The organism is Vineibacter terrae (assembly GCF_008039615.1).
GTDB lineage: Bacteria > Pseudomonadota > Alphaproteobacteria > Reyranellales > Reyranellaceae > Vineibacter > Vineibacter terrae.
Genome location: NZ_VDUZ01000060.1, coordinates 1 through 14010, shown reverse-complemented (window position 1 = coordinate 14010; position 14010 = coordinate 1). Strand labels below are relative to the sequence as shown.

General features: G+C 66.2%; 10 protein-coding genes. 8 read left to right on the top strand and 2 right to left on the bottom strand.

Annotation, left to right across the window (positions count from 1 at the left end):
- Positions 1-72 precede the first annotated feature (72 nt).
- Positions 73-1440, bottom strand: coding sequence for a phosphoglucosamine mutase (glmM, locus tag FHP25_RS34755; protein WP_147851591.1), 1368 nt, complete (start codon positions 1438-1440; stop codon positions 73-75).
- Between the two features lie 236 nt (positions 1441-1676).
- Between glmM and FHP25_RS34750 the strand changes: the two genes are divergently transcribed.
- The 5 genes from FHP25_RS34750 to FHP25_RS34730 all read left to right on the top strand — a co-directional run bounded on the left by FHP25_RS34750 (position 1677) and on the right by FHP25_RS34730 (position 7727).
- On the top strand, positions 1677-2777 hold the full coding sequence (locus FHP25_RS34750) for a TRAP transporter substrate-binding protein (protein WP_178134014.1): 1101 nt from the start codon (positions 1677-1679) through the stop codon (positions 2775-2777).
- A 538-nt stretch (positions 2778-3315) separates the two neighbouring features.
- Positions 3316-3744: a CBS domain-containing protein gene (locus FHP25_RS34745; protein ID WP_147851589.1), complete on the top strand. Its 429-nt coding sequence runs from the start codon at positions 3316-3318 to the stop codon at positions 3742-3744.
- A gap of 308 nt (positions 3745-4052) precedes the next feature.
- Positions 4053-6083: a BTAD domain-containing putative transcriptional regulator gene (locus tag FHP25_RS34740; RefSeq protein WP_147851588.1), complete on the top strand. Its 2031-nt coding sequence runs from the start codon at positions 4053-4055 to the stop codon at positions 6081-6083.
- Positions 6084-6354: 271 nt separating this feature from the next.
- On the top strand, positions 6355-6753 hold the full coding sequence (locus tag FHP25_RS34735; RefSeq protein WP_147851587.1) for a hypothetical protein: 399 nt from the start codon (positions 6355-6357) through the stop codon (positions 6751-6753).
- A 197-nt stretch (positions 6754-6950) separates the two neighbouring features.
- On the top strand, positions 6951-7727 hold the full coding sequence (locus tag FHP25_RS34730; protein WP_147851586.1) for a DUF6065 family protein: 777 nt from the start codon (positions 6951-6953) through the stop codon (positions 7725-7727).
- Positions 7728-7767: 40 nt separating this feature from the next.
- On the opposite strand, the gene FHP25_RS34725 is transcribed toward FHP25_RS34730, so the two are convergent.
- Positions 7768-9336 (bottom strand): ABC transporter substrate-binding protein, encoded by a 1569-nt coding sequence (locus FHP25_RS34725; protein ID WP_218578830.1) that lies wholly within the window; start codon positions 9334-9336, stop codon positions 7768-7770.
- A gap of 373 nt (positions 9337-9709) precedes the next feature.
- Between FHP25_RS34725 and ilvD the strand changes: the two genes are divergently transcribed.
- The 3 genes from ilvD to FHP25_RS34710 all read left to right on the top strand — a co-directional run bounded on the left by ilvD (position 9710) and on the right by FHP25_RS34710 (position 13939).
- Complete coding sequence (gene ilvD, locus FHP25_RS34720) at positions 9710-11485, top strand: dihydroxy-acid dehydratase (RefSeq protein WP_147851584.1); 1776 nt, start codon at positions 9710-9712, stop codon at positions 11483-11485.
- Between the two features lie 121 nt (positions 11486-11606).
- A complete protein-coding gene (locus tag FHP25_RS34715; RefSeq protein WP_147851583.1) occupies positions 11607-12587 on the top strand; it encodes a Bug family tripartite tricarboxylate transporter substrate binding protein in 981 nt (326 codons plus the stop codon).
- 158 nt (positions 12588-12745) lie between these two features.
- Positions 12746-13939 carry an aromatic ring-hydroxylating dioxygenase subunit alpha gene (locus tag FHP25_RS34710; RefSeq protein WP_147851582.1) on the top strand — a complete coding sequence of 398 codons (1194 nt, stop codon included), beginning with the start codon at positions 12746-12748 and terminating at the stop codon, positions 13937-13939.
- Positions 13940-14010: the final 71 nt, after the last annotated feature.

The following is a 14010-nucleotide window of genomic DNA, read 5'->3' as shown; positions in this document are numbered from 1 at the left end:
CGCCTCCGAGAATCGCGGCGATGGCCAGCACGAAGATGCTGGCGAAGATATGCTCACGCTCGCCGTCCGCGGTCATTCCGCTGCCTGTGGCTCGGCTTGGCCGATCGTGCGGCACAGCTCCGCGACCACGCTCTCGACGAGGCGCGCGTCATCACCTTCGGCCATCACCCGGATCAGCGGCTCGGTCCCGGATTTGCGCACCACCAGGCGTCCGCCCGACAGGCGGGTTTCGGCAGCCGCCAGCGCGGCCTTGATCGGTGTCGTGCCCAGCAGGCGGCTGGCATTGGTGCCGGGCGCGAGCTGCACGTTGCGCAGCAGCTGGGGAACGGGACGGAAGCGGCGGCAGACCTCGGAGACCGGCCTGCCGGCCTGCTGCACCGCTGCCAGCACCTGCAGCGCCGCCAGCAGGCCATCGCCGGTGGTGGCGACGTCGGTCATGATCAGGTGGCCGGACTGCTCGCCGCCGAGATTGTAGCCAGCCTCGCGCATGCGCTCCAGGACATAGCGGTCACCGACCGCAGTGCGCTCCAGATGCAGGCCGCGCGCCTGCAGATGGCGCTCCAGGCCCAGGTTCGACATCTGCGTCGCCACCACGCCGCCGCCCCTGAGACGGCCTTCGTCGGCCCAGATGTCGGCGATGGTCGCCATGATCTGGTCGCCATCGATGATCTCGCCGCGCTCGCTGGACAGCACCAGGCGGTCGGCGTCGCCATCGAGCGCGATGCCGATGTCGGCGCCGCGCTCCTGCACGATTTCGGCAAGCACCCCCGGGAAGGTCGAGCCGCACTCCTGGTTGATGTTGAAGCCGTCCGGCGCCACCCCGAGCGGAATCACGCGCGCGCCCAGCTCGGCCAGAACGCGCGGCGCCACCTTGTACGCAGCGCCGTTGGCGCAATCGAGCGCCACCGTCAGGCCATCGAAGGTCAATCCGCGCGGCAGGCTCGCCTTGACCGCCTCGATGTAGCGGCCGCCGGCATCGTCGATGCGCTGGGCGCGGCCCAGCGCGCGGCTCTCGGCGCGGTGGCCGGCGAGATCGTTCGCCATCAGCTGCTCGATCTCGATCTCGATCTGGTCCGACAGCTTGAAGCCATCCGGCCCGAAGAACTTCACGCCGTTGTCGTGGAACGGATTATGCGACGCGGAAATCATGACGCCGATATCGGCACGCATCGAGCGCGTCAAGTAGCCGACCGCCGGGGTCGGCACCGGGCCCAGCAGCAGCACGTCCATGCCGATGGACAGGAAGCCCGCGGTCAACGCCTGCTCGATCATGTAGCCCGAGAGGCGTGTGTCCTTGCCGATCACGACCTGGTGGCGGTGATCGCCGCGCACGAAGCGGGCACCTGCCGCCATGCCCAGCCGAAGTGCCGTATCGGCCGTCATCGGCTCCAGGTTCGCGCGCCCTCGGACGCCGTCCGTTCCGAATAATTTTCTTGCCATGTCAATATCTTACCAGAAGATGGCTGGCCGTGGACAGAGCCCCGCAGGGACTGCGCGGACCGGTTGCGGCTTGCAGCGCCGGCGGCGCGGGCGTAGATGATGCACCCAAAAGCGGCCACCTTTGGGTGGCCCATAATCGCTCCGGCACCGTCGTCCGGATCGAACGGGCGGGGGGCGGCGAGACGGCGCCATCGGCAGGATCGAGCGTGCGTGCATCATCACTCAGAATCGCAGGCGTGTTCGCCTTCGCAGCAGCGCTGCTTGCGTCTGCTCCATCATGCGCCTGGGCGCAGCAGAGCGGCAATGCGCCGGCGCCCGCGCCGTCGATGGCGGAGACGCCGAAGGAACCGGGCGGCAAGCCCGACGCCGACGGACGCACCAAGCTGCGCATGCAGACGGCGTTCAATCCCGGCATCTCGGTGCTGGGCGAGGCCAGCCGGCAGTTCACCACCGCGGTGAAGACGATGTCGGCCGGCATGGTGTCGATCAAGATGCTCGAGGCGGGCGCCAAGGCGCCGACGGCTGACCTGCTGGATGCCGTCCTGAATGGCGACGTCGATGCCGCCTTCACGTCGCCATCCTACGCCGCGGCCAAGATGCCGGCGCTGCTGGTCTTCTCGTCGCTGCCCTTCGGGCCCACGCCCGAGGAGTATGTCGCCTGGATGATCGCTGGCGAAGGCGGCCGTTTCCATCACGACCTCTACGACAAGCTCGGCGTGCATGCCGTCATGTGCGGCGTGGCCGGGTCGGAAGCCGGGGGCTGGTTCCGCAACGAGATGCGCTCGGTCGCCGATCTCAAGGGACTGCGCGTCCGCTATGCAGGCTTGGCGGGCGAGGTCCTGGCCCGCTTCGGCGCCGAGATCGTCACCTTGCAGCCGGGTGAGGTCTTCTACAAGCTGCAGCAGGGCAAGATCGATGCGGCGGAGTTCTCGATGCCCTCGGTCGATCGCGCGCTGGGCTTCGACAAGCTGTCGCTGATCTACTACTTCCCCGGCTGGCACCAGCCGGCGTCGCTGATCGACTTCTACATGCGCAAGGACAAATGGGAGGAGCTGCCGCCGGAACGGCGCGCCCTGATCGAGACCGCCTGCCGTGCCAACGTCACCTGGACCCTGGCTCGGGCGCCGGTCGAGCAGGCCCGCGCCATGGAGTATTTTCGCAAGCAGGGTGTCGTGATCCGCGTGTGGCCGGCCTCGGTGATGGAAGCCTTCCGCGAGACCTCGTCGGATGTCCTGCGTGAGCAGGCTGACAAGGATCCCGAGTTCAAGGCCGTCCTCGACGACCTGCGACAGTTCCTCGACGGGCCGCGGGCCTGGAAGCGGCTGGTGCGGCCGTAGCATCGGGCCGCGTCGCCACCGTGGCGGCTACGGTGTTTCTCTGTCACCCCCGATGCAGCGAGGAATCTCCCGCCAATGGCGCACCGCGGGAGGGTACGACGCCGGCCGCCCGGATGAAGTGAATAGCAGTCGGTTCGCTCCCGCACAGGTGGGCGCAGCGGGCCGGCCGGGAGGTCCGTTCGGATGCGGCAGGCCACGGAGGCTGCGGTGCAAGGCGCCATCATTCGGCAAACAGGAAATCAGCGTGAGCGGCTGAGTGAGTTATCACTTCTTTATGATTTGAAATGTCAACAATAAAACTATTTATGATCAATTAGTTAGTGGTATTTCTTGATAATTTAGATAGCGAAATTCGATGCCTCGCCGGCATTGCCATCCGGCCGGCTCTAGGGGATGATGAACGGTGTGGTTGCCGCTGCGGCCTGTGGATGATGAGGGAGCGGGCGCTGTTGGCAAAGGGTGCGGGAGTCGGGTCCGACGTCCGCGTCAGGCGAACGTGCCTGGGCTCAGCTTCCCGCTTCATGGGAGGAGAAAGCCCATGTTCGTGTCCGATATCCTGCAGAATAAGGGCACAAGGGTGGTGGCGGTCACGCCCGACGAGACGTTGGCGTCAGCCATCGCGACGCTGTCGGCGCGGCGCATTGGCGCCGTGCTGGTTCTTGACGTGGACAAGAGCCTCGTCGGCATCCTGTCGGAGCGCGATATCCTGCATGCCTTGGCGCGGCGGGCTGGCGATGCGTTCGGCCTGCGGGTCGAGGAGGTGATGACGACGCCGGTGGTGACCTGTGGCCCTGATCACACGGTCGAGCATGTCATGGCGCTGATGACCGAGGGCCGCTTCCGCCATCTGCCGGTGGTCCAGCGGGGGGTGCTGATGGGCATCGTGTCGATCGGCGACGTTGTCAAATGGCGGCTGGATGAAACACGTCAAGAAGCCGAGGATCTGCGGCAATACATTGCAACGTGAGGCGGCGGGCCGGGGCAGCTGCGCCTCATCGTCCGCGGCGGTGCTGAGGATCGGCGCCGGCGCCGCGCCTGCAGTGGCGCCGGGAGTCGCACGCATCCTGCAACTAGAGAGTCGCCGCCTTGATTTTTTGCCTTTATAATCAGACAGTTGACGGTAAGGATTCGCCGGGGCTGAGGGCGGTGATATCCAATGCATGCGTGAAGCGTATGTCAATTGACCGATATAAAACAGTGCCTTATAACGTATTCTGAATGTATGACGTTAACATTGTTGCGTAGAGGTCTGTAACTTTCTGACGGGAAGGGCGAATGCTACGGATTTACCTGCTGGGCGGCTGTCGGGTGACCCTTTCGGATGGTTCCGACGGAACGCCACGGGCGAAGAAGACCCGCGCCGTGCTCGCCTTCCTGGCGTTGACACCCGATGCGTCGGCGACCCGCGAGCGTGTCGCCGGCCTGGTCTGGAGCGACCGCCTGGAGGAGCAGGCGCGCGGCTCGCTGCGCCAGGCGATCACCGAGCTGCGGGCCTTGTTCCGCGACGGCGATGCCGGTGCGCTGCATATCGATCGCGACGTGATGCGGGTGAATCTCGACCAGGTGTGGATCGATGCCCGCGAGGTCGAGCGCATGGCGGACGGGCCGCTGGAGGAGAAGCGGCGGATTCCCGAGCTGTATCGCGGCGATCTGCTGGCTGACCTGTCGGCGATCGGCGGAGCGTTTCAGGACTGGCTGTACGGCGAGCGCGCCTGGCGCCGCGAGCAGGCATTCGGCGGCATGGCTGCAGCGATGCGCGAGCTGATCGTGCTGCGCGACCTGCCGGCGGCCGAAGCCATCGCGCGCCATATGCTGGCGCTGGAGCCGTCGCACGAGGAGGCGCATCGCGGCCTGATGGAGGCCTTCGCGCGCAGCGGCGACAAGGCGGCAGCCCTGCGCCAGTTCCAGGTCTGCGTCGATGCCCTCAAGCGCACGCTGGACGCCAAGCCGGGCCAGCCCACGATCCAGCTCTACGAGCGCATCCGTGCCGACCGGCTGGACACGCCCATGCCGGAGCTGCAGACGGCGATGCCGACGGCCGCGCCGCCGCCCGCAGCTGCCGTCGGCGCTGCCGTCAAGCCGGCTCCGGCGGTGGCCGAGGGGCAGATCGAGACACTGCCCGTCGCCGTGCTGCCATTCCGCAATGTCGGTGGCGATCCGGAGCAGGAGTATCTCGGCGAAGGCTTTGCGGAGGACATCGTCAACGGCCTATCCCGCTTCAAATGGTTGTCGGTGATCCCGGGCGCCTCGTCAGGTGTTTTCAGAGGCCAGGATGTGGACCCACGGGACATTGGGCGACGCCTCAATGTCCGCTACGCAATTGAGGGCACTGTGCGTCGTCAGGGCGGCGTCGTCCGGATCGGTGTGCGGTTGGTCGATTGCGAAGACGCGCGAGCGCTGTGGACCGATCAGCGGACCGTGGAGTTCGTGCGGTTGTTCGATGTGCAGGACGAGATCGTCCGGGGCATCGTGGGGCAGCTCAATCCCAAGATCCTGCAGGCCGAGATTGACCGGGTCCGGCGCCGCCCGCCCGACAACGCGAACGCCTATGACTGCATGCTGCGCGCTGTGCCGCTCATCTACCAAGCGTCGCCAACTGCGTTCCGAACCGCAGGTGAGTTTCTGGAACGTGCGCTGCGGCTGGATCCTGGATATGCGCATGCCCACGCCTGGATGGCGTTCTGGCATCTGATGGGAGTCGGCCAGGGGTGGCTGACTGATCGTGAGAAGAGTGACGCCGCTGCCGAGCGTCATGCACATGCCTCGATAGAGCTTGATCCCGACGATCCGATGGGGTTGTCGTTCGCGGCCCATGTCGAGGCGTTTCTGCGGCACAACTACGATCTTGCCGAGCACTTTCACGAACGTTCGCTGACGGTGAATCCCAACTTTGGCCTCGGCTGGGCACTGAGCGCGGCCGTCGCCTGCTATCGCGGCCGTCCGCTTGATGCGTTGGAGCGCATGGAGCGCTATCGCACGCTCTCGCCGTTCGACAACTTCCGTTACTTCTGGGAAACGGTGACAGTGATCTCGCTGACGCTCGCTGGTCGATATCAGGATGCAGTCGTGGCGGCCCAGCCGATCCTGCGTGAGCATCCTAACTTCATGGCGGTGTATGTTCCTGTCATCGTCAGTCTCGCCTATTTGGGACGGGGTGACGAGGCGCGTAATCTTTCACGTCAGCTCCTGGCGGTACAGCCCGGATTCTCCATCAAAATGTTCGAAACAATCACGCCGCTTGAGAGGCCTGAGGACCGTGAGCGTTATGTGATTGGTCTGCGAATGGCTGGCCTCTCTGAGCACTAGGACAGTTCAGGAAGTGAGCCTAAGTTGTTGGATTGCCTTTTTTCGCAGATCGTTCGCGATCGATTAACGGAGCTTTCGTCACTCAGAACACATTCTGCTCACGCACCGCATCGGGGTTGATGCGGGTCGGTTCGCGGGGCGGGTCGCCCCGGTTGCCAGTCGCAGCCGGTCGCCCCTCAAGCCGAGGTCTTATGAGGAGGATGCAAAAATGACTAAGGTCCGCATTGGTATGCTTGCCCCCACTTTCGGCACGTCGAAGGTGAATCTTGGCATGCTCGCGCCGTCGTTCGGTGCGAAGAAGGTGAAGCTGGGCATGCTGGCTCCGGCCTTCGGCGCGAAGAAGGTGCAGCTGGGCATGCTGGCTCCGGCCTTCGGCGCGAAGAAGGTGAAGCTGGGCATGCTGGCCCCGGCCTTCGGCGCGAAGAAGGTGCAGCTGGGCATGCTGGCCCCGGCCTTCGGCGCGAAGAAGGTGAAGCTGGGCATGCTGGCCCCGGCCTTCGGCGCGAAGAAGGTGCAGCTGGGCATGCTGGCCCCGGCGTTCGGCGCGAAGAAGGTGCAGCTGGGCATGCTGGCCCCGGCCTTCGGTGCGAAGAAGGTGCAGCTGGGCATGCTGGCCCCGGCCTTCGGTGCGAAGAAGGTGAAGCTGGGCATGCTGGCGCCGACGTTCTGATCGGCAACAAGCGAATCATCCAGTTTTTTTGAGAGGCAAGCGTGGCGGGGATGCTGCGCTTGCTTTTTTTGTGTCGACGTCGGTGTGACGAGTACGTTTCGGTCAAAACCGAATTGATCGGCGTTTGCGGCTGAGCGAGAACTACGCGAACCAGCCGTCTTTGTCGGCCGATCGGATGTGCCTGTGTTGGTAGAGTCATGAGCAAGACAGCCAAACCGGAAATTCCCAAGCCTCTCATCACGTTCTACCGGATGCTGCCGGATGCCCGGCCGCCTCTGCGGGCCGATCAGGCGGCGGGAGGGACCTATCCAACGCGTGCCTTTCGCTATTGCGAGCCGATGCGGACAGCCTCGGCCTTCGGCTGGTACCTGTTTCCCCCGATGGATTTTCAGGTGCTATGGGACGGCCGCGAGACGTTCTGGAGCCACGAGGGCGCGGGCGGTCAATGGCTGCCCCTGGGCCAGTCTCACTATCCCGACTTCGACACTTATTTCGATGAGCGGGTGCCGGAGGATTGCCGCGGTTTCGCGCTGCCCTTCCTGGGCGCGCCGAACGAGCCCGGCCTGCTGCAGATCTGGAGCGGCTACGTCGCTCGGACGGCCCCCGGCTGGAGCGTGCTGGCGCGGCCTCTCGCCAACTTCCCGCGCCCGTCCGGATATGAGGCCTATGAAGGCATCATCGAGACCGACCGCTGGTTCGGACCGATCTTCACCAATGTGCGGCTGACGCGCACCGGCACGCCGATCCATATCCGCAGCGAGGTGCCGCTGCTGCAGCTGCAGCCGTTTCCGCGCTGGCTCTATGCCGACGGCGTGTCCGAGAATTTCGATCTCGTCGAGAGGCTCGAGGATTTCAAGGACGACGATTGGGACCGTTTCCGTGCCACCATCGTCAATCCGATGAACGATGAGAACCGGCCGCGCGGCGAGTATGCCGTGAAGGTGCGCAAGCGGCGCAAGCAGGAAGACGAGTAGCAGCGACGGGCGGCCGGCAGCGCTGCCGGCCGCCCGTTCGTCACTTCACGTGAACAAAGCGCAGCGGGAAGCGGTTGTCCGCCGGCTGGTACAGCTCGATGTTGCTGCGCGTCGCCCAGATCACCGCCTGCTGGTGCAGCGGGATGACGGCATAGTCGTCGGTGTAGAGCTTGGTCGCCTCCAGGATCATGGCATCCCGCTTGGCCTTGTCGGTCTCGACCGCCATCTTGTCGGCCAGGGCATCGAGCGCCGGGTTCGAGTAGCCGCCGACGTTCAGCAGTCCCTTCTTGGCGTCCTTGTTGGGCGTCTGCAGCAGCGATTCGATCACGTTGTGCACGTCGTAGGTCACGACCGGCGACCAGCCCAGCATGAAGAACGCCGTGTCGCCGGGGCTGTTGTCGGCCTTGCGCAGGATCTTGGCGAAGAACTTGTTACGAGTCTGCGCCAGCAGGTTCACCTTGACGCCGATGCGCGCCAGCATCGCCACGACCGCCTGGCAGATCTTCTCGTCATTGACGTAGCGGTCGTTGGGACAATCCATGCCGACCTCGAAGCCGTTGGGATAGCCGGCCTCGGTGAGCAGCTTCTTGGCCTCTTCGGGCTTCAGCAGCGGCGGGCGCTTGTCGAGATCCTTGATGTAGCCGTTGACCCCCGGCATCACCAATAGCGCTGTGGGGAAGGACTGGCCGCGCATGACCGTGCGCTTGATGGCCTCGACGTCGATGGAGCGGTAGAACGCCTCGCGCACGCGCCGGTCCCGGAACGGGTTCTTGCCCTTGACGTTGGACTCCGTCAGCTCGTTGCGCTCGACATCGAAGCCGAGAAAGATCACCCGCAGCTCGGGCCCCTCGAGCACCTTGAGCTTGGGGTCACGCTTGAGGCTCTCGGTGTCCTGCGGCGGCACCTCGTAGGTCATGTCGATGTCGCCGGCCCGCAAGGCGGCGATACGGGTCGCCGGGCTGGCGATCGGCGTGAAGATCACCTCGGTGAGATTGTGCTTCGGGGTGTCCCACCAGTTGGGATTGTTGACCAGGACCGTCTTCTCGCCGGCCTTGCGCTCCTTGAGCATGAACGGGCCGGTGCCCATGGCGTTGCGGGTGGCGAAGTTCTCCTCGTTCTTGGTGGCATCGGCAGCCACGGCGGTGTTGTTCTTCTCCGCCCAGGCCTTGGACATGATCAGGACGACGGCCCATTTGGAGGCCAGCAGCGGATCGGGATAGGCGGTGTCGACCTCGATCCGGAAATCGTCGACCTTGCGGATCGTCTTCACTGACGCGAAGTAGGATTTCATGTTCGAGCCGCCGCCGGCGGCGCGGTTCAGCGAGAACACCACGTCGTCGGCCGTGAACGGTGTGCCGTCGTGGAACTTCACGCCGCGGCGCAGATCGAAGAACCATGTCGTCGGCGATGTCTGGCCCCACTTCACGGCCAGAGCCGGCTCCAGCTCCAGCTTCCGGTCACGCCGCACCAGGGGCTCGTAGATGTTCTCCAGGAATGTCAGCAGGAACGTCTCGTTGCGGTAGTACGGGTCCATGGCGCTGACGTCGCCGGCATTCGTCCACTTGAACGTCTTGGCCTCGGCCGCCGGCACGGCACCCAGGCACAACATCAACGCAGCCGCTCCGGACCATGCCCAGCGACGTAGATCGACCGTCATCTCCCACACCCCCACTTTCGCGCGTCGTGCCTGTGCGCGGCGGCGGAGATAGGAGCATTCCCGGAGCGCACACGTCAATCTGCGTTGTGTTGAAAAGTTCATTGAATGTGGTCCATAAACCATTGAGAGGTTTTTGAAAAACACGGTTACAAAAGGTATTGTCGAAGCTGTATTATTGACTGCTCATTCACCCATCGGGCGATCGGGGCAGTCGCGGCCGGGAGGCTCGTGCGGCGCCCCGGATAGTGACGCGCGGCTGGAGTCGCGCCGCCTCTGCCTCTATGGTGCGCGCCCAACGCGGACCTGCGCTTGATGAGGAGGAGAGATGGCCGGCAGCAAGAAGAAGAAGGGCACGGGGGCCAAGGCCCGGGCGCTGCATCCCAACCCGACGCTGGACAAGGCCAAGCTGCCGAGCCGCCATACCACGGTCGGCCCGGAGCGGGCGCCGCACCGCTCCTACCTGTACGCCATGGGGCTGACCGAGCAGCAGATCAGCCAGCCGCTGGTGGGCGTCGCGACCTGCTGGAACGAGGCGGCGCCGTGCAACATCGCTCTGTCGCGCCAGGCGCAGGCGGTGAAGAAGGGCGTCAATGCTGCCGGCGGCACGCCGCGGGAGTTCACGACCATCACCGTCACCGACGGCATCGCCATGGGCCACCAGGGCATGAAATCGTCGCTGGCCAGCCGCGACCTGATCGCAGACTCAGTCGAGCTGACCATGCGCGGCCATTGCTACGACGCCATGGTGACCCTGGCCGGCTGCGACAAGTCGCTGCCCGGCATGATGATGGCCATGCTGCGCCTGAACGTGCCGTCGGTGTTCATGTATGGCGGCTCGATCCTGCCCGGCAAGTTCCGGGGCCGCGACGTCACCGTGGTCGATATCTTCGAAGGCGTCGGCATGCACGCCGCCGGCAAGTTCAGCGACGCCGATCTGCATGAGCTGGAATGCGTCGCCTGTCCGTCGGCCGGCTCGTGCGGCGGCCAGTACACGGCCAACACCATGGCCTGCGTGTCGGAGGCGATCGGGCTGGCGCTGCCGGGCTCGGCCGGCGCCCCGGCACCCTACGAGACTCGCGACGAGTACGCGACCGCCTCGGGCGAGGCCGCCATGAACCTGCTGCGCCTGGGCATCCGGCCGCGCGACATCGCCACACGCGAGGCCTTCGAGAACGCCGCCGTGGTCGTCGCTGCCACCGGCGGCTCGACCAATGCCGCGCTGCACCTGCCGGCGATGGCGCATGAGTGCGGCATCAAGTTCGACCTGCACGACGTGGCGCGCATCTTCAAGAAGACGCCGTATGTTGCCGACCTCAAGCCCGGCGGCAAGTATGTGGCGCTGGACATGTTCCGCATCGGCGGCATCCCGGTGGTGATCAAGGAACTGCTCGACAACGGCCTGCTGCACGGCGACTGCCTCACCGTGACAGGCAAGACGCTGGCCGAGAACCATCAGGACGTGAAGTTCCCCGCGGATCAGGACGTCGTCTATCGCGTGAAGGATTGCATCACGCCGACCGGTGGGGTGGTCGGCCTGAAGGGCAACCTGGCGCCCGATGGGGCGATCGTGAAGGTCGCGGGCATGAAGAAGCTGACCTTCCGCGGGCCGGCGCGCTGCTTCGACAGCGAGGAGGCGGCGTTCCAGGCCGTCGTGAAAGGCAAGTTCAAGAAGGGCGATGTGCTCGTCATCCGCTACGAGGGCCCCAAGGGCGGGCCGGGCATGCGCGAGATGCTGTCGACCACGGCCGCGCTCTACGGCCAGGGCGTCGGCGAGGATGTGGCGCTGATCACCGACGGCCGCTTCTCCGGCGGCACGCGCGGGTTCTGCATCGGCCATATCGGGCCGGAGGCAGCCGTCGGCGGCCCGATCGGGCTGCTCAAGAACGGCGACATCATCAGCATCGACGCCAACAAGGGGAGGCTCGATGTGGAGCTCTCCGACAAGGAGCTGAAGGCCCGCGCCAAGACGTGGAAGCCGCGCAAGAACGGCTACACCTCGGGCGCGCTGTGGAAGTACGCGCAGCTGGTCGGGCCGGCGGTCGACGGCGCCGTGACCCATCCCGGCGGCAAGAAGGAAAGCCACGTCTTCGCCGATATCTGATGCGCTGCCGCCCCGGGACGCCCCGGGGCGGCATTGACCCTGCCGAGAGGCCCGGTCTACCGTTCCGCCCGTCGACACAGCCCGCGTCAGATGGGCGATCGGGGCGGAAAGGGCGGGGACCATGCGACGGGCGATCGCGTTCTTGGCGTCGGCTTGGATGGCCTTTGCGCTGGTGGCTGGCGCCGCATGGGGCCAGCCGGCGGACTACCCCAACAAGCCGATCCGGCTGGTCTCGCCGTTCAACCCTGGCGGCGCGATCGACGTGCTGAACCGGCTGATCGGCGAACGGCTGTCGGCGCGGCTGGGCGTGCAGGTCGTCGTCGACGCACGGCCGGGCGCCAACACGATCATCGGCACCGAGATCGTGGCCCGCGCGCCGGCCGACGGCTACACGTTCCTGATCACCACCAACTCGACACACACCAACAATCCGGCGCTCTACAAGAGCCTGCCCTATCACCCGGTGAAGGACTTCGCGCCCATCACCCAGGTCTCGCTGGGCAGCGTGCTCTTCGTGGTGGCGAAGGATGCGCCCCATGACGACATCAACGGCTTCATCGCCTGGGCCAAGGGCCTGGGCCGGCCGGTGAGCTACGGCAGCTGGGGCATCGGCTCGTCGGGCCATCTCTACGGCACCCTGCTGGAGAAGGCGGCGTCCGGCCGGCTGAGCCACGTTCCCTACAAGGGCGAGGTGCAGGCGATCGGCGACGTGCATGGCGGCAGCCTCGACAGCACCTTCTGCAGCCCGGTCGGGGCCAAGCCGCAGATCGCTGCTGGCCGCATCAAGCCGCTGGCCATGACCGGCGCGCAGCGTTCGGCCGCGATGCCCGAGCTGGCGACCTTCAAGGAGCAGGGCGTCGAGGGCCTCGACCTGACGCTCTACGTCGCCGCCTACGCGCCGGCCGGCACGCCTGCGGCGATCGTCGAGCGCCTGCAGCGCGAGATCAAGGCGGTGATCGCCGAGCCCGACGTGCGCCAGAAGATGCTCGACCAGGGGCAGACACCGGTCGGCTCCACGCCGGCCGAGCTGCAGGCCGTGCTCGCCCGCGAGGCGCCGAAATGGGCCGAGCTGATCCGTGTGTCCGGCGCCAGGGTGGAATGAATATCCTCCCCAACGAGGTTGGGGAGGTGGCCCGAAGGGCCGGAGGGGAGCCGACGTGGTCTCTCCACAAGAAGCATCACGTTGGCTCCCCATCCGCCCTTCGGGCACCTTCCCCACGCTGCGCGCGGGGAAGGGAGCGCAATCGAAGGAGTGGATCCATGGACGGACGCCAGCCGCCATCACGCCCGGCCCATGACGGCAGCGCCTATCATCTGGAGAAGCCGGCCTATAATGCGCGTCTGACCGAGGTCGGCCGCTTCACGCCGATGGGCGAGCTGCTGCGCCGCTACTGGCATCCGGTCGGGATGGCGCGCGATGCCGGCGCGACGCCGCGCACGGTGCGGATCCTGGGCGAGGACCTCATCCTGTTCCGCGACGGCAGCGGCCGGCCGGGCCTGGTCTACCCGCGCTGCTGCCATCGCGGCACGACGCTGTACTACGGCAAGGTCGAGGATCGCGGCATCCGCTGCTGCTACCACGGCTGGCTGTTCGACGTCGAAGGGCGCTGCCTGGAGCAGCCCTGCGAGCCCGAGGGCGGCCGCCAGCGCGACCGCGTGCGCCAGCCCTGGTATCCGGTGCAGGAGCGCTACGGGCTGATCTTCGCCTATATGGGTCCGCCCGAACGCCGGCCCGTGCTGCCGCGCTTTGAGTGCCTCGAGGTCCTGGAGGCGGGCGAGCACGTCGAGGCCGACGATTCCAGCATCGGCAGCGGCGGCATCGTGATCGCGCCCTGCAACTGGCTGCAGCATTTCGAGAACGTGGTCGATCCCTACCACGTGCCGATCCTGCACGGCTCGTTCAGCGGTGCGCAGTTCGTCGAGCAGATGGCCGTGATGCCCAAGGCGAAGTTCGAGTATGGGCCGCGCGGCATCAAGAGCACGCAGCTGCGCGCTCTGCCGGATGGACGAGCGTTGCGGCGCATCACGGAGGCCGTGCTGCCGACCTTGCGCGTGGTGCCCAGCCCGCGCGTCGGCCGCTATGGCCGGGTCGAGTCGATCGGCTGGACCGTGCCGATCGACGACACGCATTACCGCATCTATGTCGCCGGCCGTGTGCGCGCGGCCGGCGAGCTGGCGCAGATGAAATCGCGCTACAACGGCAAGACCTGGGCCGAGCTGACGCCCGAGGAGCACCAGCGCTTCCCGGGCGATGTCGAGGCGCAGACCGGGCAGGGCCCGATCACCTTCCATTCCGAGGAGCACCTGGTCTCCAGCGACCAGGGCGTCTCCATGCTGCGCGTCCTGCTGCAGAAGCAGCTCGATATCGTCGCCGCCGGCGGCGACCCCGTCGGCGTCGCCTTCAACGACGCCGACGCCTGCGTGACCTTCGACGCCGGCCAGTACCTGGAGTGATCTTCTTCTTTCGGACCGCGCGCGTCCACGCGCGCACCGGCGCGAAAGCGCCGGATCATGAGCGCGCGTGG